The organism is Neoactinobaculum massilliense (assembly GCF_900604955.1).
In the GTDB taxonomy this organism is placed as follows: domain Bacteria; phylum Actinomycetota; class Actinomycetes; order Actinomycetales; family Actinomycetaceae; genus Neoactinobaculum; species Neoactinobaculum massilliense.
The window spans coordinates 477783-502503 of record NZ_UWPE01000001.1; the positions used below are offsets into that span (position 1 = coordinate 477783).

Below are 24721 nucleotides of genomic sequence, written 5' to 3' on the forward strand. Positions count from 1 at the left end.
GGAGGTCCACATGCCTGAGGAACCGCGGCTTACTCGGCGGCAAATGCGGGAGCAAGGTTTACTGAAGGCGCTACCCAGTGACGCCCATACCATTTCCCCGGTGCAGCGCCTCTCCGAAACCCAGGAGATTCACCTGGATCGTCCCTCGCGTCGAGATATGCGCAAATTGCGGGAGGCGCGGGAGGCGAGTGCTGAGGCCGGTTCCGCGGCGCTTAACACGGGCAACGATGCACACGGATTGTCCGGCGACGCCGGTAGCGCAGCCCCGCAGGCGCGCGTTTCGGTGTTTGAGCGCTTTGAGGAATCGAAGCCAACGGTTAATCGTCCGGCGGCCGGAACAAATACGGCGCCAGAGGCTGACCGCGCGGCGCAGGGCGGTACCGGGGATCTTTCCGCGGCGGGCACCCACACCCAGGCTTCGGCGGGCGCCGCGCCGGCGGAACCCGCGCAAGCTAATAACGTGTCACAAAGTAGCGAGGCCTCCCTCTCGGATCGCCTACGGCTCCGTTTCCAGCAGGGCGGGCCCGTCCCGGCCGTTGATGCCGCCGCGCCCACCACGAAGGTGCCGGCGCAGGTACCGGAGGCCGCGACGTCGTCGGAAGATACGGCGGCACAACAGGTGGCCGAGATCCGTAACCGTGCCGAAGCGGATGAGGGCAAGCCGGTGCCCCAGGAGAGCAAGCGGAAGGGGCCGCACTGGCTGGTCACGGTGCTGTTCCTACTGATCGCGGTCCTGATCGGGGTGCTCATTGGGCTGGTGGCCAAGCAGCTGTTCTTCGCGGGCGCGGCGGATGATGCGCCGCTCACAATTTTGGCGAATGCTTATGGTGGTGGCTGGCATATCGGCTAGCCCCGCATTGATGGGAGATTGCGTGGAAGCATCTATTCGAGCACAGAAGTTAGCCCAGGCGGCAGCGGAGGCTGGAGCCGACGTAAAGGCCACCTCGATCGTGGCATTGGACGTTTCGGAGCGGTTCGCCATTTCGGACGTGTTTGTTGTCATCTCCGGCAGCACGGAGCGGCAGGTGCGCGCGATAGTGCGCGAGGTTGATGAGCGAGTACGCGCGGCGGGCGGGAAGGAACTTCGCCGTGAAGGTCTCGACGCGGATCCGCGCTGGGTGGTCATGGATTTTGGTGAGATCATCGTTCACGTGCAGCGCGATGAAGATCACAACGAGTACGCTCTCGCGAAGCTGTGGGGTGATTGTCCGCGGCTCGCATTGGTGCTTCCGGGGTACGACGCCGACGGGGAGGCGCTCGATGCGCCGGAGCCCGAGCCGGCACCCGCGTGGTACCAGTGCTTTGCGATGAATTAAGGAGACGGTGTGGGCGCGGATTCTATTCTGCTATGGCGGCACGGACTAACGGATTTCAATGCCCAGGGGCGGATTCAAGGATCCTCGGATATACCGCTCAACGAGGTGGGGCACGGACAGGCGCGGCTGGTGGCGCCGCACATCGCGGCGATCAAGCCCGGGCGGATCATCTGTTCGCCGCTTATTCGTGCCCGGCAGACGGCTGCGGAGGTCACCCGGCTGGTGGGGGTGGACGCGGACGTAGATCCGCGGCTCACGGAACGTAATTTCGGGGAGTGGGAGGGATTGACGCGCGAGGAGATAGCGGCGCGAGACCCCGAACAGTCCGCCGTGTGGAGGGCTGGCGGGCAGCCGGAGGGTGTGGGCGTAGAAACCAAGCAGTCGGTCGGTGCCCGCGTGGTGGCGGCGATTGAGGAGGTATCCGGCCAGATGAATGGCGGGCGTCTGCTCGTGGTGGCTCACGGTGCGGCAATTGCGTGCGGATTGGCCGTGCTTATGGAGACGGACGCCGAGTGGAACGGGCTCGGCGGACTGGAGAACTGTCACTGGGCCTACGTGTCCCGGCAGGATAACCGGACGCCACGCTGGCGTCTGGAGGGATACAACCGGTGGATGGCGAAGGCGACGGATCCGGTGCGCAACCTCGAGGTGGACTAGAGGCGCCGGCGTTCATCATCTGGGTGGCGCACGTCACGCAATTCCTATTTGCCTCGGTGGAAGGTGGACGAGTAAAGTAGTTCAAGTCGCCCGGGGCTATGGCGCAGTTGGTAGCGCGCTTCCATGGCATGGAAGAGGTCGGGGGTTCGAATCCCCCTAGCTCCACTTTTTATCCCGCCTTTGGGCGGGATATTTTTGTATCTGCGGCTCTACGCCGATGCGAGGAGGACGGTGTGAGCCGTACACGGGACCTAACCAGGGGAGAGCCGTTACCGCTCATCGTGCGCTTCTCCTGGCCTCTGGTCCTGTCCGCTTTCTTCCAGCAGCTCTACAGCTTCGTGGATAGCGTGATCGTCGGCCGTTTTGTGGGTGTTGACGCGCTCGCCTCCGTCAATCTGGTGTACCCGATCGTGTTCATTCTTCTCGGCCTCACCATGGGTTCCGCGCTGGGCTTCTGCGTGCCCTACGCGCAGGCGGTGGGGGCGAAGGACCACGCATCGGCGTCTCGGTACTTCTGGAACGGGCTCTACGCGGTGGTAGCGCTTAGCCTGCTACCAGCCGCACTCGCATTCCCGGCGGCCACGCCACTGCTGCGGCTTATCCACATGCCCGCCTCGCTGCTCTCCGCGGCGGCCAGTTACCTCACCATCATCCTGCTGGGTCAGGTGACGGTTATCGCCTACAATTTCGCGGCCGGCATCATTCGTGCTCACGGCAACTCACGCCGGCCCTTCCACTTCTTGCTGCTGGGATGCGCCGTCAACCTGGTGGCGGACCTGCTGTTCATTGTGGGATTCGGCTGGGGTGTAGCCGGCGCCGCGTGGGCGACGGTCATAGGTCAGGCAGTCTCCGCCGTGTGTGCCTTTGCCTATCTACGCAGGATGCGCGTCATCGCCACGGTGGATACAAGCGGGAGCCTGCGTACCCTCAACGGGCCTGTCATCCGGCGGCTGGGCACCGTTGGCCTACCCATGGGTCTCGAACTCGCCGTCAACGGTATCGGCTCGCTTATTCTGCAGGCCTGCGTTAACACTATGGGTGCCGCCGTGGTGGCGGCGGTGGCGGCCGCGGAGAAGATTCGCTCCCTCATCACCCTGCCCATGGAAAATCTGGGCGCGGCAATGTCCACATATACGGCGCAGAACATTGGCGCGGGGCGGATTGATCGCGTGCGCGGCGGCATCCGGGCAGCTCTCACCATTCTCATCGCCTATTGCATCACGGCATTTGGACTGGTGCTTGTGTTACGCGGTCCGCTGGTGGACCTCCTCCTGGGTCCCGCGGTGCCCGAGATTTCCACATTCGCCGAGCGCTACCTCATTGTCGTTGCCGTCTTCTTCACCCTGCATGCCCTGCTCCAGGTGTTCCGCGGCGTTGTGCAGGGGATGGGCTACGGTATGCCCGCGCTGGCCTCGGGTGTCTTGGAGATCCTGGGCCGCGTGGTTGGCGGTGGGTTGGCCGTCTACTGTGCCAGCTATACGCTCGTGTGCCTCGCGAATCCGCTGGCGTGGGCTCTTGCCGCCGCGTACTGCATCATTCTTACTGTTCACCAGGTCCGGTGTATGGAGCGGTAGTGCGTCCGACGGGTGTCGTTGGCGGTGCGGCTCCGACTAGACGACGCCACGACTACGCGCCCGGTACGACGTCGGCGTAGCGCGTGGCCAAACGGCTTTCCTACGGGAGCCGCGCGGCGACGCGGTCGATTTGCGCGGTCTGGAACGAAACGCGAGGGCGGGCGCCCACAGCGACGTCGTGAGGCTCCCCGGCTCCCGGGCAGTAAAAACTAGGCGTCCACCTCACCGTGGTGCTTGCGGATGCTCCACGTGATACCGAGCAGGACGAACCAGAGGGGCGTCAGGCACACCGGCAGGCGGGTGGCCGGGAAGTAAATGAGCACGCCAATGATGAAGACAATGAAAGCGATCCCCAACCAGGGGGTCCAGCTGGCGCCGTGGAGCTTGAACTCAGCGGCGGCGTGCTCGGCCGGATGCTGATGCACAAATCGAATGTAGCTGACCAGGATGAGCCCCCAGATAAACAGAATCAGGGTGGTGGCCACGGAGGAGATGAGCTCGAAGCCCTGGAGTACCGAGCCGCCCAGGAACAGGATCGGAATAAAGAGCAGCACCAGCAGACCAATGAGGAGAAGCGCCCGGCGAGGCACGTGATGCTCGGACAGGCCGCCGAACACCCGGTGCGCCTGCCCCGATTTTGCCAGCCCGTACATCATGCGGGAGGAGGAGAAAATACCCGAATTCGTGGAGGACGCTGCGGAGGTAAGTACCACGAAGTTCATGATCGAGGCGGCGGCACCCAGGCCCACCATGGAGAACAGGGACACGAAGGGGGACTGTGCCGGGTCAATCGCGTTCCACGGCGTGATGGCCATAATGACGCTGAGCGCACCCACATAGAAAATGGCGATGCGCATGGGTACCCGGTTAATAGCGCGGGGAATGGTTCGCTTCGGATCCTGCGTTTCGGCTGCCGTGGTGCCGATAAGCTCGGTACCGATGAACGAATAAATGGCCATGGAGAAGGCGGCCAGGAAACCACGCGAACCGGTGGGGAAGAAGCCACCGTGATCCCACAGGTGGGAGAACGATGACACCTCGCCGGTGGGACCCCGGAACCCGCTGATGACCATGGCCACGCCCACCAGGATGAGAGCCACAATTGCGCCAATCTTGATGAGGGCAAACCAGAACTCGACGTCGCCGAAGAGTTTCACCGCGAACAGATTGATCATGACCAGCGCGCCCAGCAGCGCCACCGTACAGATCGCGGAGATCACCATGCTGTGGATCCAGAAATTGAAGTATCCCGTCACCACGATCATGTCCCCGATCGCGATGACCACCCAGAGGAACCAGTATGTCCAGCCCGTCACGTAGCCGGCCCAGGGGCCGATGAGATCATGCGCGAAATCCTGGAAGGACTTGTATTTGAGGTTGTAGATGAGGATCTCACCCATGGCGCGCATGATGAGGAACAGCATGAAGCCCAGGATTACGTACACCAGCAAAATGGAGGGCCCCGCCTGTGAAATGGTGGAGCCCGATCCCATAAATAGACCGGTGCCAATGGCGCCGCCTAGAGCAATGAGCTGAATATTGCGGTTTGATAAGCCGCGCTGCAGCCGTGGGCCCTGGCGGTGCTGTGTTCCCTTCTGACGTGCCATGGTAACTAATAATAAGTGAGAGAAAGGCGCTGTAAGTGGCTGATGGTTCACGCGCAGCCGCTGTAGTGGTGGAGCGCTCAGCACGCAATAATACTGCCTGGACTTTGAGGAGGCAGATATGCGGCAGGGAACGGATCCCAGAGTGCGCATCCGGCAGGCACGCCGACTGGTGGTGAAGGTGGGCAGTTCCTCGCTGACCACTCATGGCCGCATTGATCCGGTCAAACTGGATCGCGTGGTTAACGCGGTGGCCGCGCGTTTGGAGCGAGGGACCCGCGTTGTGCTGGTGTCATCCGGGGCGGTGGCCGCCGGCCTTGGGCCGCTTGGTATGACGCGGCGCCCTCGTTCCCTCTCCTCTCTTCAGGCGGCAGCCTCAGTGGGCCAGGGGCAGTTGATCGCCCAGTACGCGGAGCGATTCGGCGCCCGCGGCACACTGGTTGGGCAGGTGCTCCTCACCGTCGGGGATCTTTCGCGTATTGATTCCTACCAGAATGCCTCCCGTACACTCGAGCGCCTTCTTGCTCTCGGTGCGCTCGCGATCGTCAATGAGAATGACACGGTAGCCACCCAGGAAATACGGTTTGGGGATAACGATCAGCTGGCCGCGCAGGTGGCGGGCCTGGTGGCCGCGGATGCGCTGGTGCTGCTTTCGGATGTGGACGCCCTCTACACGGCTCCGCCCTCGCAGCCCGGTGCGAAACGTATTGACCGGGTGGACGACGTCGAGGCGCTCTCCGTGGTGACGGACGGTCCCGGAAGCGGGGTGGGAACCGGCGGCATGGTGACGAAGCTGCATGCGGCACGGATCGCCGCCGAAATGGGTATTCCCACGCTACTTGCCGCCTCAAGCGAGGCCGCCGAGGCCCTCGGTGGTGCGGCGGGCGGCACCGTGTTTGCCGCCCGGGCGAGCCGGCGGCCGCGCCGCCTTGCCTGGCTTGAGAACACGCCGAAAACAAGCGGTGTGATTCAGGTGGATGCGGGCGCCGTGCGCGCTTTGACGCAGGCGCGGGCGTCATTGCTGGCAGTGGGCGTCACGGCCGTATCCGGTCACTTTCATGCCGGCGACGCCGTCACGGTCACGGGGCCCAACGGAACCGAGGTGGCGCGCGGTATTCCGAACTATTCGGCCGCGCAGGTGGAGGCGATGAAGGGGCTGTCCACCGGCGAGCTTATTCGTCGGCTCGGCGCAGATTTCGCCCGCGAAGTTATTCACGCGGACGTTATTGTGCCGCCACCGGTGGCCTGAGACACCCGGGTGGGCGTGAGATTCCGCGGCCAGCGGGCGTGAGACCGGGAACTGACGCGTCAGGCTCCCGTGATTATCATGCGGCCATGATCACTGAATCTGCCCAGCGGGCGCGTACGGCCGCCCGGATCCTGGCGCTGGCTGGCGCATCCCAGAAGAACACGGCACTTGAATGCATGGCCCGCGCGCTGGATACCCACCGCGGCGATATTCTTGCCGCCAATGCGGAGGATGTAGCACGTGCTCGCGAGGCCGGTACGCCGGATGCCATTGTGGACCGGCTGACGCTGACTGATCAGCGTATTGACGGTATGGCGGCCGGCCTACGTACGGTGGCCGGCCTTCCCGATCCTGTTGGTGAGGTGGAGCGCGGCTGGACGGCGGCCGGCGGCGTGCGCATCACCCAGGTGCGGGTGCCCATGGGCGTGATCGGCATGATTTACGAAGCGCGTCCCAACGTGACCGCGGATGCGGCCGGCATCTGCCTGAAGGCGGGTAATGCGGTGCTACTTCGCGGCAGTTCCTCGGCGCTCACCTCGAATCGGGCGATTGCTGCTGCATTGCGCAGTGGTCTGGAGGAGGCCGGATTGCCGGCGGACGGCGTCGTCCTACTGGAGGGTGGACATGAGATCGTTGCCGAGATGATGCACGCCCGCGGTCTCATTGACCTGCTCATTCCGCGTGGGGGCGCAGGCCTGATCTCCCGGGTGGTGGAGGGGGCAACGGTGCCCGTTATTGAGACGGGTCTGGGTAATTGCCACCTGTTCATTGACGCCTCCGCGCAGCCCGAGATGGCCGTGAAGATTGCGCTTAATGCAAAGGCACAGCGCCCCTCCGTGTGCAATGCGATTGAAACAATCCTGGTGCATCGGGACTGCGTGGAGGAGATGCTTCCGGCTCTCCTCGGGGCTCTGCTCGGCGCCGGGGTCACCATCCACGGTGACGACGCCGTCCTGGCCGCCGCGGACAAGAGTGGCGCACCGAGTGGGACGGTAGTAGCGGCCACGGCGGAGGATTGGAGCCGCGAATATCTCTCTCTCGATGTGGCCATGCGTGTTGTTGATTCCTTCGACGCTGCCGTCACCCACATTCAGCGCTATTCCACCGGTCACTCGGAAACGATTGTCACGGAGAGTAGGGCAAGTGCGGAGGCATTCACCCGGCAGATTGATGCCGCTGCGGTGCTGGTGAATGCGTCCTCCCGGTTTGTAGACGGTGGCGAATTTGGCTTCGGTGCCGAAATCGGTATTTCTACGCAGAAGCTCCATGCCCGCGGGCCGATGGCCGTGCGCGAAATGACCACCACCAAGTACGTGGTGAGCGGGGACGGACAGGTCCGCGCGTAGGTCCGGCTGCGCCGGCCGGGGCAAAGGTGCCCGGGCCGGCGTTACCACAACGGCGTCGTCCATCTCACCAGGTGGACACGTATGAACCCCGTACACCAGCGATGTATACGCTTATCCCATGATGGAAATCCTCTGGAACGGTCGATGGTGGCGCTAACGCGCCCCATCCGTTAGTAACCCCAGAGGAGAACCCCATGCTCGCAGCGAGCACTCTATTCATTCACGCCATTCGATGGCGTAGCCATACCCAGCAGTAGCCGATGAGGGCCGCGGTTTGCGTCCGGCAGCCACGAGAGGGCCGCGGTATAGGCATAGGCACAATGAATAGAGGATAATTATGACTGCAGCACCCATCACCCATGACGCGATTATGAAGCTGGTGGACAAAGGAGACCTCAGCTACAACGAGGCCTACGGCGTTATGGACGAGATCATGAGCGGTGCCACCACGCCCACCCAAAACGCCGCCTATCTGGCCGCGCTTTCCACAAAGAATGCGCGTGCAGAAACCACCGAAGAAATCGCCGGATCCGCCCAGGCCATGCGGGACCACGCCGAACACGTGGAGGCGCCCTACCCGGTGCTGGAAATAGTAGGGACCGGCGGGGACCGCGCCAACTCATTCAATATCTCCACCACCGCCATGTTCGTGATTGCGGCCGGCGGTGTGAAGGTAGCCAAACACGGGAACCGCGCGGCCTCATCAAAATCTGGAACCGCGGACTGCCTCGAGGCGCTGGGTGCCTCGCTTGATCTCGACGGCGCCACGTGCCTGCGAGTGCTGGATCGGGTGGGGGTGTGCTTTATGTTCGCCCAGAAGTTTCACCCGGCCATGAAGTATGTGGGTGGGATTCGCAAGGAATTGGGCGTGCGCACCGTGTTCAATATTCTCGGCCCGCTCACAAACCCCATGCATCCCGAAATGTTCGTCATGGGTGTGTATGACGCCTACCTGGTGGATCTCTTGGCTCCCGTTCTGGCGGACCTGGGTGTCAAGCGCGGCCTTGTGGTTTACGGGCAGGATCGCCTTGACGAAATCTCCGCCTCCGCCCCAACGTCCATAGCGGAGGTTAACAATGGCACCTTCACGCACTTTGAGATTACGCCGGAGCAGGTGGGGCTCGCCCGGGGAACCAAGGAAGCCATCGTGGGCGGTAGGCCGGAGGAGAACGCGCGCATACTTCGCGGCATCCTGGACGGCAGTATTCGGGATACACGCCGAGACATCGTGCTACTCAACGCGGCCGCTGGCCTCTACCTGGGCGGGAAGGCGGAGAGCCTGGCCGAGGGCGTGAGGCTCGCGGGCGAACTCATTGACTCCGGCCAACCCCTGGAATTGGTGGGCCGGTTCGTGGCGGAGACGAATCGGGTAGCGGAGACGGGTCGATGAGCATCCTCGATACGATCGCGAACTCGAACCGGCGCCTAGTAGCCGAGCAGAAGAGAACACGCCCGTTGAAGGAGGTGCAGGAGGCGGCCGTGGCGACACTGGGACATCAGATGGATTTTCCGTTTGAGAAGGCTCTGCGCGGCGACGGTGTTTCCCTCATCGCCGAGTGCAAAAAGGCGTCCCCTTCCCGCGGCCTCATCGCCCCGAATTATCCCTACGTGAGCATTGCGCGCTCCTATGAGGTGGCCGGCGCCGCGGCGATCTCGTGCCTGACCGAGCCGCGCTGGTTCCATGGAAGCATCGTCCATCTCCGTGACATCGCGGCCGCGGTGCGAATCCCCGTGCTCCGGAAAGATTTTGTGGTGGATCCCTACCAGATCTACGAAGCGCGTGAAGCCGGCGCCGCGGCCGTACTGCTCATCTGTGCCATTCTCGAGGAAGCGCAGCTACGCGAATTCATGCTGCTGGCACGCTCACTCGGGCTCTCCGCGCTGGTGGAGGCGCACGGCGCCGAGGAGATCGCCACCGCGTTACGATGCGGGGCCCAGATTATTGGCGTCAATAACCGGGACCTGCGAGATTTCAGTGTGAATCCCCATCACGCGGCGCGGTTGCACGAGCTGGTACCGCCCGGGGTTATTTTCGTGGCGGAATCGGGGATTCACACGGGCGAGGATGTGGCTGCGTTGATGCGCGACGGCGTCGACGCCGTGCTGGTCGGGGAGGCCCTCATGACCGCGCCCGACCGGACCGCCACGATACGCGAACTGCTCGGGCGGTGAGACATGACGCTGGTAAAACTATGCGGACTGCGCACCCTCGCGGACATCGACGCCGCGAACCGTGCCGCGCCGGATTTCGTGGGATTCAATTTCGTACCCACCTCTACGCGGTGCATTGATCCGGACCGTGCGGCCACATTGCGGCGCGCACTCGACCCCGCCATCCAGGCGGTAGGCGTATTCCGTGACGCACCCGCTGAGGCAATCGTCGCGCTCGCGGACACCAACGTTATTCAGGTGATCCAGCTTCACGGCAACGAAACCGAGGAGCAGATCAGCCGTCTCCAGCGGGCGGCCGCATGCCCGGTGTGGCGCGCATTCCGCGTGCGAGGGGAAGCCGACGTGACAGCGGCGAACCGCTCGGGCGCGGATCTGGTGCTCCTCGACTCGGGCGGCGGTACGGGCCACACCTTCAATTGGGAGCTGCTTGCGGGTGTGCAGCGCCCGTACGTCCTGGCGGGCGGGCTCACCCCGGAGAACGTGGGGAAAGCAGTAGTGATGCTACGGCCATACGGGGTGGATACGGCCTCGGGCATAGAGACGAATGGACAGGGCGATCCGGCGAAAATGGCCGCATTCACCCTATCTGTACGTGAGGCACAACCGACGCGGGCGGCGCACCAAGCCGTGCCGGCGTCGGCAGAAAAGTAAAGGATTAATCATGACAACTACTAACACAGCGAGCCGGGGACGATTTGGTCCCTACGGTGGCCAGTACATGCCGGAAACGCTCATGAATGCGGTTATTGAACTGGAGCGCGCCTACAACCACTATCGGACGGATCCAGAATTCCAGCGGGAGCTGGCGCAGCTGCTGAAAAACTATGCGGGGCGGCCCTCACTGCTCTACTTCGCGGAAAACATGACGAAGGATCTGGGCGGCGCCAAGATTTACCTCAAGCGGGAGGATCTCAACCATACCGGTGCGCACAAAATAAATAACGCGCTCGGGCAGGCGCTGCTGGCAAAAAAGATGGGCAAAACGCGGCTCATCGCAGAAACGGGTGCCGGCCAGCACGGGGTAGCCACGGCCACGGTCGCGGCGCTACTGGGTATGGAATGCGTGGTGTTCATGGGGCGCAAGGACACTGAGCGCCAGGCGCTCAACGTGTATCGGATGCGACTGCTCGGTGCTCGGGTGGTGGCCGTTGACTCGGGCACGGGGACGCTTAAGGATGCGGTCAACGAGGCCATGCGTGAATGGACGCGGCGGATTGATGACACGCACTACTGCATCGGTTCGGCCATGGGACCGCATCCTTTCCCGACCATTGTGCGAGATTTCCAGGCCGTGATTTCGGCTGAAACAAAGCAGCAGCTGCAGGAGGCCGAGCAGACGCTTCCGGATTACGTCATCGCGTGCGTGGGTGGTGGCTCCAACGCTATCGGCTCCTTCTACAACTTCATTGGGGACCCTACCGTCAAGCTGGTGGGCGCCGAGGGGGCGGGGCACGGCGTGGAGGCTCCTGACACCGCCGCGACCGTGAGTGCCGGGCGCGTGGGGATTTTCCACGCCATGAAGTCCTACTTCAACCAGGATAAAGATGGCCAGATTAAACCGGTCTACTCGATTTCGGCGGGGCTGGATTATCCGGGCGTTGGCCCTGAACACGCCTACCTGCACGATATCGGGCGTGCCACCTACGTTCCGATCACAGATGAGGAAGCGGTAGACGCCTTCGAGTACCTCTCGCGTATCGAGGGGATCATTCCGGCCATCGAGTCCTCACACGCGGTGGCCTACGCGATGAAACTCGCGCCAACACTCAGTAAAGACAAGATCGTGGTGGTCACGCTCTCGGGCCGCGGCGACAAGGACGTGGCGGCTATTGCCCGCTACCGTGGGGAGGATCTGCATGACTAGCTATCTCGCGCAGGGGCCCGCGCGAATTCGTGACGCGTTCGCGGCCCGCAAGGTTTTTATCCCCTACGTGGTGGCCGGGGATCCGGACCTGGACACCACGGCCGAAGTGATTCGGGCAGCCGTGCGCGGGGGAGCCGACGCCGTGGAGATCGGCATTCCGTTCTCGGACCCAACGGCGGAGGGGCCGGTCATCACAGCGGCCACGCAGCGCTCCCTCGCTCACGGCACCACAACGGCCGATGCATTCACTCTCGTGGAGGAGTTACGCAAGGACGTGACTGTCCCGTTCTTCTTCATGACCTACGCGGCCGTGGTGTTTGCGCGCGGTTCGGAGCAGTTCATTCGACGCTGCGCCGAGGTGGGCGTGGACGGTCTCATCATTCCTGACATTCCATTGGAGGAGCGCGGCGAATTCGCACCGTACTGCGAGAAGTACGGCGTGGCCCTGGTGCCGCTGGTGGCGCCCACCTCCGGCGCCCGAACGGCCGCCATCGCGCGGGCTGCTACCGGGTTCGTCTATGTGGTGAGCTCGCTGGGCGTGACAGGCATGCGGTCCTCCATCACCACGGACGTGCAGCGCCTCTCGGACGCTATCCACGCCGCCGCGGATATTCCCTGCGCCATCGGGTTCGGAATTTCGACGCCGGAGCAGGCAGCCGAGATGGCGGCCCACGCCGACGGGGTGATTGTTGGCAGCGCGATCGTCAACCTGGTAGCTGAGCGCGGGAAGGAGGCTCCGGCTGCGGTCGAGGAATTTGTCGGTGCAATGACGGCCGCAATCCGGGGATGACACGCGGAGCGGTGACCGGTGCCTGTGCCTCGGTCACCGCTCCGTGATGGCGGTGGCCCAGTCTGTTCGTCCCCGTTAGTCCCTTGACACGTGGGGCGCATCTTGGCGAAGCGCCCCACGCCGGGTAGTGTTACTTACAACGAGCCGTGTGGCTCGTGTCACAATCACAAGGGAGTGATAATGGCTTACGCAACAACAAATCCGTACACGGGCAAAGTGGAGAAGACATTCCCCACTGCTTCGGCCACTGAGGTGGATGCGGCCATCGCCAAGGCCCACGGAGCCTTCCTCGAGTGGAAGGAACTACCATTCGAGGAGCGCGCTGAGGTACTGCACAGGGCTGCGCAGATTCTTGCCGAGAACAAGCGCGCCTACGCGGAGATCGTTACCCGCGAAATGGGCAAACTGGTGGCTGAGGCCGAGGCGGAAATAGATATCTGCGTGGGGATGCTCGAGTACTACGTTAAGCGGGGTGCGGACGAAATGGCGCCGCACTTCGTCAAGGCGGGCGGACTCGGTGACACCGACGTCATGGTGGTCAACGAACCCATGGGTGTTATCTATGCCGTCGAACCCTGGAACTTCCCCTACTACCAGGTAATCCGCATCTGCGCGCCACAGTTCACCGCCGGCAACGCAATTCTGCTCAAGCACGCCAGCATCGTGCCGCAGAGCGCGCTGGCCATGGAGGACCTATTTGCCAAGGCCGGTGCGCCGGAGGGGCTGCTTACCGCGGTGTTTGCCGGGCACGAGGCGACGGCCCAGGTGCTTGCGGATCCGCGTGTGCGCGGCGTGGCGCTCACCGGTTCCGAGGGAGCGGGCGCCGCCGTCGCGGCCGAGGCGGGCCGTAATCTCAAGAAGTCCACCCTCGAACTGGGCGGCGCGGATGCCTACGTGGTGCTGGAGGATGCGGACCTGGATAAGGCTGTCCAGTGGGCGGTCATCGGCCGCAACTGGAACGCTGGGCAGGTGTGTGTCTCCTCCAAGCGCATTATCGTGGCCGATGCACTCTACGATGATTTCGTGGCCAAGTACCGTGCTCGGGCCAGGCAGAACCTGGTGGCAGGCGATCCGATGGATTCGGCTACCACCCTCGCGCCGCTCTCCTCGCAGGACGCGGTGGATCAGCTCACCCGTCAGGTGGAACATGCCAAGGAAGAGGGCGCCACGGTGGAGGAGATCGGGATTGAGCTGCCAGACCAGGGTACGTTCTTCCAGCCGATGATCATCACGGATATTCCCGAGGGCTCGGACACGCGGCATACGGAGTTCTTCGGCCCGGTGGCGCAGTTCTACCGGGCGAAGGATGAAGAGGATGCGATCCGCATTGCCAATGACACGCCGTTTGGGTTAGGTGGCTCCGTGTTCTCCCGGGACATTCACCACGCGCAGGCGGTGGCCCGCCGCATCGATACCGGCATGGTCTATATCAACCAGCCCACCGGCGTGAAGGCGGAGATTCCGTTTGGTGGTACCAAGCGTTCCGGGTATGGTCGCGAGCTCACCGAACTGGGCCTTAAGGAATTTGTCAACCAGAAGGTGGTGGCGGTCCGCGACATTGACGGCGAATTCTGACGCGGCCTCAGGTGTCAGCATGGTTGGTCTGCGCGACGTCGTCCTGGACGACGCCACTGTGGTCGTAGCTGCGCCGTTGTGTAGTCCGCGTGGCACTTGACGACGCTGCTGTGCGCGCGTTGAAACGCGGTGTGGTACGGGCCGCCCTTCTGGGTGGGCGGCCCGTACCACGCTTTAGTGCGTGGCGGTGGCCGGTTCTCGCGTAGTTAGGCCGAAGTGCTTTGCAGCCCACGCCGTGATGATCGGCGTGAGGAATGCGGTGACGATGGCGGCGGCTGCCACCTGTGCGGTGGCGGTGGCCAGCACGGCCCCGCCGTACTTGGCTGTATCGACCGTGGCCATGGCCGCAGGTGTCGCCACGTTTGCGCCGGCGCAACTTGAAATTGCGGCGCCCGCAACGCCGCTACCTCCGGTAAGGCGATCGACAGGAATCGTGACTAGTGCACCGATTACTGAGCAAATCACGCCGAGAAGAATTCCGGGCAGGCCCGCCTTTATCAGCTGCGAAAGATTCATGGTGGAGCCCATCGCGAAGAACGTGAGAATGATGATGGGCGTGAGGGCGCCGGCGAACATCTTTCGGAGCGTGGGGAAACAGTTACCCAGCACAATGCCTACGATGATCGGCAGCACGGCACCGAGCAGGCTCCACCCGATTGGGGCCTCGCCTGCCGCGCCGAGGGCAATCATGGTAACGGGTGGGCCCACCACCAGGGTAGTGATGGCCACGGCGCCGCGCTCCACCTCTGTGCCGTAGGTACCCATAAGTCCGGCGTACATTGCATTGTTCGCACCCGAGCAGGTCGCCAGAATGGCCATGGCCGAGAGACCGAACAGGTTGTCATTGAGCCAGAACAGCACGATCAGAGCGAGCGCGACACAAAAGACCACCTTCGTGATAATGAGGATTGCACCCCGGAGCGCTGCTTTCGGGGCGGATTTGAAGGAGATCGTTGTGCCCACAATGACCAGGAAGGCGCCTACAAGGGCGCCGGTTCCTTCGGTGGTCATGGACGTGGTGAAACTGCCAATGGCGAAAACCTGTGGGAAGAGCGTATTAATGAGGCAGCCCAGCAGCAGCGGGATAAGAATGGTGGCTCCGGGGATTTTCCCGAGTCGCGTGAAGAAGCCTTCGTGAGATTTTGCCGGCGGTGTATCTGGCGTGGCGGCACCTCGTGCCATGAGTTCTCGATTCGTTGAAATGATGAGGTATTGCATGGGGTGCCGAGCCCGCAAGCCCGGCACCAAAAACTTGTCTAGCCATCCATGACGATGCCGCCGTCACAGTCACCGATCTCGCCGGTGACGAAGCTGGCGGCGTCGGACGCGAAGAAAAGCACCATCTGCGCCGGCTCGGAAGGTTGTGCAGCGCGCCCGAGCGGGATCATCGCGATTACCTTGTCGTGCTTGGTCTTATCCTCGTTGAGCGCCGTGGTCATCTGAGTGAGCGTGAATGAGGGGCATACGGCGTTGCAGGCGATGCCGTACTTTCCGCCTTCCTTTGCCACTGCTTTGGTGAGGCCGTTGACGCCTGCCTTAGACGAGGCGTATGCGGCGGTCCCAAGTAGCCCACCGCCAATCTTGCCCGCAACGGAAGAGACGTTGACGATGCGTCCACCGCCGATCTTCTTCAAATGGGGGAATAGCGCGCTACACATGGTGAATGTGCCGTTGAGATTGATAGTGATGGTCCGGGACCACTCGGCGTCGTCAATCTCCTCGAAAGGCTTCGCAGAGATAACACCCGCAACGTTGATGAGGGTGTTGGTCTCGGGATGATCCACGAGGATCTGCGTAACTGTTGCGCGGGCCTCATTGGGTGTCCCGATATCGAGGTGATAGTAGGAATTACCTTTTCCTAGCGTCTTGACAAAGGCCTCGCCCTTGGCGTCATCGATATCGGTCACGATCACGTGACCGCCGCCTGCGACGATGCCGCGCGCTATTTCGGAGCCGATCCCGCCGCTTCCTCCTGTCACGATGGCGGTTTTCCCGGTGAAATCAAAAACCATGATTTCTTTCCTTTCTTGGGTTTCGATTCGAAAGTATCCGGAGGTTTTCGCGGAGCACGATGTCAAAGGTCCTCTGAAATATTGGTCCGGGATCGGAGGAAGGGCGCCGGTGCGAGATGAAGACTATGGGCAAATCGTTGCCAGTAGCGGCATTTGCGGAAGAAACGCATGCTGATCCGAATGCGTAACCTATGTTAATGAAATGGAAGGATGTCCGGGTTGCCACATCTTGAGATGTGTTCATCATCTGGACGGGTGGGCTGCGCTTGACGTGGCTCTCGGAATTCTCCTGCGGCTCACCGCGTTCGAGGAGTGGCTAAGAGCGGTGAGGTGCCGCGCAGGAATGGAGATGCTATGGATCTGGATGTACTGGTGATCGGATTCGGTAAGGCGGGCAAGACGCTCGCCATGAAGCGCGGCGCGGCTGGCGACCGTGTGGCTATCGTGGAGCAGTCTCCTGCCATGTACGGTGGCACGTGCATCAATATCGCCTGCGTTCCCACGAAGCGTTTGCTCACCGAAGCGCTGCGAGGTACCGATTGGGTCACGGCGCGTGAAGGCCGCAATGCCTTCATCGATAAGCTCAACGCCGTCAATAAGAAAATGGCACTGGACAAGAACGTGGCGGTGATTGATGGCCACGCTGAATTCACCGGCCCACACTCTGTCCGCGTGACCGGCGGCACCGATACGCTCGACATCACTGCTTCCACCATCATCATCAATACCGGCGCACTGCCCAACAAGTTGGATGTGCCCGGCGCGGATGCTGCGTTTGTCTATGACTCCACCACCATCCAGCAGGTGAAAGCCGCACCGCAGAACCTTGTGATCGTGGGTGGCGGCCCAATCGGCCTCGAATTTGCCACCATGTTTAACGGTTTCGGGTCCCATGTCACGGTGCTTGATGCGGGGGAGCAGCTGCTGCCTCGGTACGGCGCCGACATCCGCACCGGCGTGGAGGAGGAGCTGGCGCGGGTTGGAATCACGGTGGTTCACGGTGCGCGGGTGAAAGCCATTGAGGAAGGCGCCGTGCGGTATTTGGTTGCGGGTGCGGAGCACACTGTCCCGGCAACGGCCGTACTGGCGGCCATCGGGCGTCATCCGGCTACAGATGGTCTAGGCCTTGAGGCGGCAGGCATCAAGGTCACTGAGCGTGGCGCGATTGCGGTGGATGAGCACATGCGCACGAACGTGGAGGGCGTGTACGCGGCAGGCGACGTGACGGGGCATGCCCAGTTCACCTACGCCTCCTACGACGACTTCCGTATCATCCGCTCGGATCGATGGGGCGAGGGTACGCGCACCGCCTCTGGCCGGCTCCTTCCGGTCACCACCTTCATTAATCCGCCGCTGGCCTCCGTGGGGATGAATGAGGAGGAGGCGCGCGAGGAAGCTGAGGAAAAGGGATACGAGCTCAAGGTGGCAGCCGCGGATGTGGCCGCCATGGCCATTGTACCGCGCCCGAAGATCCTCGGGATGCCGCAGGGCCGCGCAAAGATCCTTGTCGATGCAACGCATGATCGCATTCTCGGGGCCACCCTGTGGATGACGGATGCACAGGAACTGATCAATACTGTCGCGCTGGCCATGCGTGAGGGCGTGCCGGCCAGTCACCTGGGATCCGGGATCTATACGCACCCGGCGTCATCTGAGGTATTCAACGCGCTCCTAGAAAACTAACCGGGACGGGGGACGAGTAGCTCGTCCCCCGTGATGTCCCTCCAACGAAAACGCGATGAGACTGGTGCCGTGCCGCGTCGGCGTCGTACCGGACCATGCTCGAACTGGACGGTGGTTACCGCTCCACGTTGTCACCGAATTCGTCGTAGGAATCGATCTGGTAGCGGAAGGGCAGGCCCTCCCAATCGCCCATTTGGGAAATCGCGAAGGCGGCGGTGAGGTGAGCGCGGCCGAGACGTTCAAACGTGTCCAGTCCGTCCAGCGTGCCGGACAGATAACCGGATACGAAGGCGTCGCCGGCACCAATCGGATCCACCACCTGCACATGGTAGGAGGCGCGCTCGGTCACGCCGGAGGTGGCGTACACGCGGGCCTGCTTGGAACCCTTGACCACCACCTCCCGCACGCCGGAATCCAGCAGAACACGGGCGGCGTCGGCGGGATCCGAAGCGTCCGTGAGAATAGTGAGCTCATCGCGTCCGCCGAACACGATTGTGGCGCGGTCAGCCAACGAACGAAGCGTCGCCTTCGCACGCTGAGGATCCCACAGAGAACTGCGATAGTTAATGTCGAAGGAAATGGGCAGGCCCGCTTTACGGGCACAATCCACGCCGTCGTCAATAGCGGCCGCTGCTTCTTCGGAAAGCGCGGACGTAATGCCGGAAATATGAACAATCCGCGGTTCATCCTCCGCGATGGCGGTTTCCACCGAGGAGCGGTGGATATGGGAGCCGGCGGAGCTGACACGGTGGTAATCGACGACACGGCGTCCCAACCCGCCCGGATGGGTGACCAGTAGTCCGGTGGGGCGGTGATCTGAGCGGCTTACATGCTTGATATCAACGCCCTCCGCGCGCAGTCCGCGCACAATTGCGTCGCCAAATGCATCTTTACCCAGGCTGCCAATCCAGGCGGCGCTGTGTCCCAGCCGCGACACGCCGATGGCCACGTTGGACTCTGCGCCGCCGAACGATACTTCGGCGTGCACGCCAGGCACCACCGCACTGGAGAGCCGTACGGACCCCATCGACTCGCCAATCGCCACAATATCCGTCATTCCTGCTCCCTTTCCTGCGGCCGCTCGCCGCGCCCCTCCAACCTTACGCGACACCTGCCGGAGCAGGCTTCGATGGGCGGCGCAGTTCTCATTCCGGACGTGCTCCGGGCCGATCCGTACACATGGCGCGGATCGGCCCGGTGACGAGTGCTGCGCTAATCCGCTTGGCCGTTTGCCTGGCGCTTTGCCGCGTGATCAATGGCCGCACGAACAAGTCCACGGAATAGGGGATTGGGGCGGGTAGGCCGCGAGGTGAACTCGGGGTGAGCCTGCGTAGCGATGAAGTAGGGATGAAGGGAACGATCCATCTCCACGTACTCGACCAGTTTGCCGTCCGGGCTGGTGCCGGACACCTGCAGCCCCACCTTCGCGAGCTGCTCGCGGTAGGCCTGGTTCACCTCGAAACGATGACGATGCCGCTCAGAGGCCTCACGTTTCCCATACAGCTCCGCCGCTAGAGAGCCCTCCGCCAGCACCGCCGGGTAGGCGCCCAGCCGCATGGTGCCGCCAAGATCGCCCTCGCCGGATACAATCTGTTTCTGCTCATCCATGGTGGCCACCACGGGGTCGGGTGTACCGGCGTCGAACTCCGTGGAATTAGCCTGCGTCAAGCCCAACAGGTTTCGGGCCGCTTCAATGACCATGACTTGGAGCCCGAGGCAGATCCCGAGGGTGGGCAGACGATGAATACGCGCAAACTGGACCGCGCCAATCTTTCCCTCGATACCGCGGATACCAAAGCCGCCCGGAACTACGATTCCGTCCACTCCGGCCAGCGCCTCAGCTGCGCCCTCCAGCGTGGCGCAGCGGTCTGCGGCCACCCACCGGATACGAGTGCGCACGTGTTCGCCGAAGCCGCCGGCCCGGATAGCTTCCCCCACGGAGAGATAGGCGTCATGCAGATCCACGTACTTGCCAACCAGTGCGATCTCCACCTCACCGTTTGGGTTCTCTACGCGGTCCAGCAGACGCTTCCACTGGGAAAGATCCGCCTCGCCGGGATCCAAGCTGAGCGTGCGCACAACGAATTCGTCCAGTCCCTGCGCATGCAGGACCATGGGGACCTTATAGATCGAATCCGCGTCTGGGCACTCCACCACATGGTCCACACCGGTCATGAGGGAGATCTTTTCCTTCATGGAGGCGGGAATACTCATCTCGGCCCGGCACACGAGCGCGTCGGGCGTGATGCCGATGGAGCGCAGCGCTGCCACAGAATGCTGGGTGGGCTTGGTCTTCAGTTCTCCGGCGGAGCGGAGATAGGGCACCAGAGACACGTGAACGAACGCCACGTTTCCGCGTCCGAGCCGGGCACGCACCTGGCGGGCGGCTTCAAGGAAGGGCTGGGATTCGATATCGCCGACGGTGCCGCCGATCTCCGTAATAATGATGTCAACGTTCGGGGCGGCCTGTGCGCGCATCCGCCGAATGATCTCGTTCGTGATGTGGGGGATGACCTGCACGGTTTGTCCCAGGAACTTGCCTTCGCGTTCCTTGCGGATTACTTCGGAGTAGACCTGTCCGGTGGTGGCGTTGGCCGCGCCGGAGAGTGAGACATCGAGGAAGCGCTCGTAATGGCCGATATCCAGGTCAGTTTCAGCGCCGTCGTCGGTAACAAATACTTCGCCGTGCTGGAACGGGTTCATGGTGCCAGGATCCACATTGATGTAAGGGTCCAGTTTTTGCATAACAACGTTGAAGCCCCGGGCGCGCAGAAGGTGCCCGAGGCTTGATGCGGTAATGCCCTTACCGAGGGAAGAAACTACGCCACCTGTAATAAATACGTGCTTGGTGACCTTCGTGGTATCAGCTGGCGCTCCAGCGCCCGTGTCATTTGTGCTCACGGGCCTTCAGAATATCGCGCTGTACGTCCGTGTAGGAAGAGCCGAATAGTGGGCTGGCTGCTATTTCACCTCCTCATAAATGAGTGTGCGCGGCGCGGGGGCTTCCGGTCCGATCTCCAGACCGGAAGCGATGGCATCGATCGCCGCATCGAAGCGTTCCGGCGTGTCTGTGTGCAGCGTAAGAATCGGCTCTCCTGCGTGCACGTATTCTCCATAGGTACGGCGAATCTGAATGCCAGCACCCGCCTGAACCGGATCCTCTTTGCGGGCCCTTCCGGCGCCAAGCCGCCATGATGCCGTGCCGAGGGCGAGTGCGTCCATCCGGGTGATAAACCCGTCCTTCTGCGCAAGTACATCCTGGGTGCGGGCGGCGCGGGGCAGTGGAGCATCCGGATCCCCGCCCTGGGCCCGCACCATCGCCCGCCAGGTAGCCATGGCGCGGCCATCCTTGAGCGCGGCGGCAGGATCAGCCTGGATACCGCTCACCTCCAGCATGCGACGGGCAAAAAGCGTGATTTCTTCGGTGAGGTCTGCCGGGCCATGCCCGGAGAGAATGTCTAGTGTTTCCTCAATCTCTAGGGCGTTTCCGATGGCCCGGCCGAGGGGCACATTCATATCCGTGATAATGGCGGAGGTATGCACGCCGGAGGCGTTGCCCAGGTCTACCATGGTGCGCGCCAGCGTGCGGGCGGCGTCCAGATTCTTCATGAATGCGCCGCTGCCCACTTTGACATCAATAATGAGTGAATCGGCACCGGCCGCAATCTTCTTGGACATGATTGAGGAGGCCGTAAGTGGCACGGATTCCACTGTGGCGGTCACATCCCGCAGCGCGTAGAGTTTTTTATCCGCGGGCACCACATTGCCGCTGGCGCCGGCGATAATGACACCCACGCTACGCAGATTTGCCACCATCTCCTCGGCGCTGAGTTCCACGCGGTAACCGGGGATCGATTCGAGTTTGTCCAGTGTTCCACCCGTATGCGCGAGGCCGCGGCCCGACAGCATGGGTACCGCCACGCCGAAGGAGGCCACCAGCGGGGCAAGAGTAAGCGACACCTTGTCACCTACACCGCCGGTTGAGTGCTTATCCGCAGTAACACGGCCGAGCATGCTCCAATCCATGCTCTCACCCGTATCAATCATGGCGTGTGTCCAGTCCACAGTTTCCCGCGTGGTCATGCCGCGCAGAAAAATTGCCATGGCCAGCGCGGACATCTGTTCCTCGGCCACCGTGCCATCGGTATAGGCGGAAACCACCCACTTAATCTGGGCCGTGCTCAGTTCCTCGCCGTCGCGCTTTGCCCGGATAATACTCACCGCGTCAAACATGTATGCTCCCCTCGCTGCGGGCCCATCCCGGCCCGTGTCCCTCTAGGCTACCGGTACGCTCCGACGTGCGTGGGCGAGAGTGAGTGCGGGAGCGCTGTCGCCTGGTACGCTCCGACGGGCGTAGACGGAAGCCATATGGAGAGCACATGCGGCGCGGCAGCGTGTCGTAGTATCACCACAAAAGGAGAAGTATGACGTCAAATCTGTTAAGCCGCGCCCGTGCCGCAGCCCATCACGCCTATGTGCCCTATTCCCATTTCGCCGTGGGGGCCGCCGTACGCACCACTACCGGTGACATATTTATTGGATGCAATGTGGAAAACGCGGCACTCGGCGAAACGATCTGTGCGGAGCGTAACGCCGTGACCACGGCGGTGGCGCAGCTGGGGCCGGAGATGCGCGTGGATACCATCGCGATCGTTGGGCTCGGCGCCGCGCCATGCTGGCCGTGCGGGGCCTGCCGTCAGGTGCTGCGGGAGTTTGGCGTTCGCCGCGTTCTCGTGGAAAACGAGAAGGGACAGCCGGCCGAATTGAGCCTCGAGGATTTGCTGCCACGTTCCTTCGGTCCGGACGCGTTGGCGTAGAACAACCGCGGGTGCGAACGACGTCGTCAAGTCCAGTCCAATCCCGGGAACGCCACCCCGTTACCACGCATACGCGGGGCGCCGAAATGGCGGCGTCGTGCGGGTAGGGCACCCTTACCTTCCTAGTGCCATGCGGAAATAGTTGAGAAAATAAGTTCTTCAAGGGGCGACCCTAAGGAGGACTGATGGACCGCATAAGAAGGTATCCGTGGGTGGCGCTCACCCTGATCTCGCTGATCGTGGACGTTCTCGCGCACTTCACGGGGCTCACCACCGTCGAAGCATGGGTAGCCATAGTGGTTGGTGGGACCGTTGCCATCAGTGTTTCCGTGGGGATGGTACGAGACCTCCTGACCGGACACTGGGGTATCGATATTCTGGCGGTGAGCGCCATTGTGGCCACGCTACTGGTGGGCGAATACCTGGCCGCGCTCGTGGTGTGCCTCATGATTACGGGCGGGGAGGCGCTTGAGGATTACGCGTCCGGCCGCGCTACCCGGAGCCTGCACGCGTTGCTTGAGCGCGCACCACAGGTGGCTCACCGCGTGGAGGCAGACGGGTCGCTCACGGATATCGCCGTACAGGAGGTGGCCATCGGGGACACCGTGCTGGTACGCCCCGCCGAGGTGGTGCCGGTGGACGGCGTCATGGTAGCCGGGACGGACAGCGCGGCCGCGGAGTTTGATCTCTCCTCCCTCACCGGCGAATCTCTCCCCGTCACAAAGTACACGGGAGATGAGGTACTTTCCGGTTCGCTCAACGGCACCACAGCGGTGCGGCTGCGTGCCACCGCGAGTGCCGCCGATTCCCAGTACGCCCGCATCCTGGACCTGGTGCGCAGCGCGGCGGAAAGCCGCGCGCCCATGGTGCGATTGGCGGACAGATACGCGGTGCCGTTCACGGTGATCGCCTACGCCATTGGCATTGCCGCGTGGGTGGTGGCCGGGGATCCGGTACGTTTCGCCGAGGTGCTGGTAGTGGCTACACCATGTCCGCTGCTCATTGCGGCACCGGTGGCGTTCCTGGGCGGCATGTCACGGGCGGCGGGGGAGGGCGTCATCGTGAAAAACGGTGGCACCATTGAAACCCTGGGCATCATTAAGTCCGCCGCCTTTGATAAGACCGGAACACTAACGTACGGCAAGCCTCAGTTGATAAGCATTCAGCCGATGGGGATGAGCGAGGACGAGCTACTGCGTGTGGCCGCGTCCGCCGAACAGTATTCGGTCCACGTACTCGCGGCCCCCATCTGCGCAGCGGCTGAGGAACGCGGACTGAAACTCGCGGCCGCACCGGACGCGCAGGAAGTAGCCACGAAGGGCATAACCGCGCACATCAACGGTGCACGCGTGATCGTAGGGAATCGGAAATTCGTGGCCGAACATGCCGGTGAGGTGGCGCCCGCCGCAATCGACGCCGGTCAGACCGCCGTATACGTATCGATCGATGGCCGCTTCGCCGGGGCGCTCGTACTCGCGGATGCGGTACGCACAAACGCGGGGTGCACGCTCGCGGCACTCGATGATCTCGGGGTGCGGGAGCGCATGATGCTCACCGGCGACACCGGTGCCACCGCCACACGCGTCGCCCAGCAAACCGGCATCACGGACGTGGAAGCAGAACTCCTCCCAGAGGACAAAGTGCGCGCCGTACGCGAGGCTGAGCCCAAGCCCGTCATGATGGTGGGCGACGGCGTCAACGACGCGCCGGTACTCGCCGTGGCGGACGTTGGGGTGGCAATGGGCGCTCGCGGTTCCACGGCCGCCAGCGAAACCGCGGACGTGGTAATCGTGAAGGATGACATTTCGAAGGTTGCGGTTGCCGTAGCTATCGGTCAGAACACGCTCAGGGTGGCCAAGGAATCCATCCTGGTGGGCATTGTTCTCTCCGTCGTTCTGATGGTGGTGGCCGCTTTTGGTGTGATTCCAGCGATTGTGGGCGCGCTGTTACAAGAGGTGGTGGATGTGGTCTCGATCCTTAACGCGCTGCGGTCCATGAAGGAGGGCGATGCCGAGGTGCGGGTCCGGGCGCGGTTAGCGACCGGGATCCGGTGAGGCGATGC

21 protein-coding genes and 1 tRNA gene are annotated in these 24721 nt (G+C 62.8%); 16 read left to right on the top strand and 6 right to left on the bottom strand.

The annotated features are described in order from the left end of the window. The first annotated feature begins 10 nt into the window (after positions 1-10). The 5 genes from EIH27_RS02130 (at position 11) to EIH27_RS02150 (ending at position 3547) form a co-directional block, all read left to right on the top strand. Positions 11-850: a hypothetical protein gene (locus tag EIH27_RS02130; RefSeq protein ID WP_124039337.1), complete on the top strand. Its 840-nt coding sequence runs from the start codon at positions 11-13 to the stop codon at positions 848-850. A 22-nt stretch (positions 851-872) separates the two neighbouring features. Further along, positions 873-1316, top strand: coding sequence for a ribosome silencing factor (gene rsfS, locus EIH27_RS02135; RefSeq protein ID WP_124039338.1), 444 nt, complete (start codon positions 873-875; stop codon positions 1314-1316). A gap of 9 nt (positions 1317-1325) precedes the next feature. Beyond that, positions 1326-1973, top strand: coding sequence for a histidine phosphatase family protein (locus EIH27_RS02140; RefSeq protein ID WP_124039339.1), 648 nt, complete (start codon positions 1326-1328; stop codon positions 1971-1973). 92 nt (positions 1974-2065) lie between these two features. Next, positions 2066-2138 (top strand) — tRNA-Ala (locus EIH27_RS02145). 68 nt (positions 2139-2206) lie between these two features. Then, positions 2207-3547, top strand: a complete 1341-nt coding sequence (locus EIH27_RS02150; protein ID WP_164461574.1) for an MATE family efflux transporter — start codon at positions 2207-2209, stop codon at positions 3545-3547. Positions 3548-3756: 209 nt separating this feature from the next. Here the strand turns inward: EIH27_RS02150 and EIH27_RS02155 are convergent, their stop codons facing one another. Next, positions 3757-5154: an amino acid permease gene (locus EIH27_RS02155; protein WP_124039341.1), complete on the bottom strand. Its 1398-nt coding sequence runs from the start codon at positions 5152-5154 to the stop codon at positions 3757-3759. Between the two features lie 118 nt (positions 5155-5272). Between EIH27_RS02155 and proB the strand changes: the two genes are divergently transcribed. From proB to EIH27_RS02195, 8 genes are all read left to right on the top strand, one after another. After that, entirely contained in the window at positions 5273-6400 is a 1128-nt protein-coding gene (gene proB / locus EIH27_RS02160; protein ID WP_124039342.1) for a glutamate 5-kinase, read from the top strand. 86 nt (positions 6401-6486) lie between these two features. Further along, the gene (locus EIH27_RS02165; RefSeq protein WP_124039343.1) at positions 6487-7746 is read left to right on the top strand and encodes a glutamate-5-semialdehyde dehydrogenase; all 1260 of its coding nucleotides are present in this window, start codon (positions 6487-6489) and stop codon (positions 7744-7746) included. Between the two features lie 337 nt (positions 7747-8083). Continuing rightward, the gene (gene trpD / locus EIH27_RS02170) at positions 8084-9136 is read left to right on the top strand and encodes an anthranilate phosphoribosyltransferase (protein WP_241152935.1); all 1053 of its coding nucleotides are present in this window, start codon (positions 8084-8086) and stop codon (positions 9134-9136) included. Continuing rightward, positions 9133-9918 carry an indole-3-glycerol phosphate synthase TrpC gene (trpC, locus tag EIH27_RS02175; RefSeq protein WP_124039344.1) on the top strand — a complete coding sequence of 262 codons (786 nt, stop codon included), beginning with the start codon at positions 9133-9135 and terminating at the stop codon, positions 9916-9918. The genes trpD and trpC overlap by 4 nt, the downstream gene beginning before the upstream one ends. 3 nt (positions 9919-9921) lie before the next feature. Then, on the top strand, positions 9922-10569 hold the full coding sequence (locus EIH27_RS02180; protein WP_124039345.1) for a phosphoribosylanthranilate isomerase: 648 nt from the start codon (positions 9922-9924) through the stop codon (positions 10567-10569). A 10-nt stretch (positions 10570-10579) separates the two neighbouring features. Beyond that, positions 10580-11782 (top strand): tryptophan synthase subunit beta, encoded by a 1203-nt coding sequence (gene trpB, locus EIH27_RS02185; RefSeq protein WP_124039346.1) that lies wholly within the window; start codon positions 10580-10582, stop codon positions 11780-11782. Continuing rightward, on the top strand, positions 11775-12572 hold the full coding sequence (trpA, locus tag EIH27_RS02190; RefSeq protein ID WP_124039347.1) for a tryptophan synthase subunit alpha: 798 nt from the start codon (positions 11775-11777) through the stop codon (positions 12570-12572). The genes trpB and trpA overlap by 8 nt, the downstream gene beginning before the upstream one ends. A gap of 180 nt (positions 12573-12752) precedes the next feature. Continuing rightward, positions 12753-14147, top strand: a complete 1395-nt coding sequence (locus tag EIH27_RS02195) for an NAD-dependent succinate-semialdehyde dehydrogenase (RefSeq protein WP_124039348.1) — start codon at positions 12753-12755, stop codon at positions 14145-14147. A gap of 174 nt (positions 14148-14321) precedes the next feature. Here the strand turns inward: EIH27_RS02195 and EIH27_RS02200 are convergent, their stop codons facing one another. Beyond that, the gene (locus EIH27_RS02200) at positions 14322-15329 is read right to left on the bottom strand and encodes a 2-keto-3-deoxygluconate permease (RefSeq protein WP_124039349.1); all 1008 of its coding nucleotides are present in this window, start codon (positions 15327-15329) and stop codon (positions 14322-14324) included. A 74-nt stretch (positions 15330-15403) separates the two neighbouring features. Next, the gene (locus EIH27_RS02205; protein ID WP_124039350.1) at positions 15404-16159 is read right to left on the bottom strand and encodes an SDR family NAD(P)-dependent oxidoreductase; all 756 of its coding nucleotides are present in this window, start codon (positions 16157-16159) and stop codon (positions 15404-15406) included. A 354-nt stretch (positions 16160-16513) separates the two neighbouring features. Between EIH27_RS02205 and EIH27_RS02210 the strand changes: the two genes are divergently transcribed. Continuing rightward, a complete protein-coding gene (locus tag EIH27_RS02210; RefSeq protein ID WP_124039351.1) occupies positions 16514-17842 on the top strand; it encodes an FAD-dependent oxidoreductase in 1329 nt (442 codons plus the stop codon). A gap of 115 nt (positions 17843-17957) precedes the next feature. Here the strand turns inward: EIH27_RS02210 and EIH27_RS02215 are convergent, their stop codons facing one another. The 3 genes from EIH27_RS02215 to EIH27_RS02225 all read right to left on the bottom strand — a co-directional run bounded on the left by EIH27_RS02215 (position 17958) and on the right by EIH27_RS02225 (position 22075). Beyond that, the gene (locus EIH27_RS02215; RefSeq protein ID WP_124039352.1) at positions 17958-18899 is read right to left on the bottom strand and encodes a sugar kinase; all 942 of its coding nucleotides are present in this window, start codon (positions 18897-18899) and stop codon (positions 17958-17960) included. Positions 18900-19054: 155 nt separating this feature from the next. Next, positions 19055-20743: a CTP synthase gene (locus tag EIH27_RS02220; protein ID WP_124039353.1), complete on the bottom strand. Its 1689-nt coding sequence runs from the start codon at positions 20741-20743 to the stop codon at positions 19055-19057. Positions 20744-20803: 60 nt separating this feature from the next. Next, positions 20804-22075, bottom strand: a complete 1272-nt coding sequence (locus EIH27_RS02225) for a thymidine phosphorylase (protein WP_124039354.1) — start codon at positions 22073-22075, stop codon at positions 20804-20806. A 191-nt stretch (positions 22076-22266) separates the two neighbouring features. Between EIH27_RS02225 and cdd the strand changes: the two genes are divergently transcribed. Together cdd and EIH27_RS02235 are read left to right on the top strand one after the other, a co-directional pair. Continuing rightward, entirely contained in the window at positions 22267-22659 is a 393-nt protein-coding gene (gene cdd / locus EIH27_RS02230; RefSeq protein ID WP_124039355.1) for a cytidine deaminase, read from the top strand. Between the two features lie 185 nt (positions 22660-22844). Further along, the gene (locus EIH27_RS02235; protein ID WP_124039356.1) at positions 22845-24713 is read left to right on the top strand and encodes a heavy metal translocating P-type ATPase; all 1869 of its coding nucleotides are present in this window, start codon (positions 22845-22847) and stop codon (positions 24711-24713) included. Positions 24714-24721: the final 8 nt, after the last annotated feature.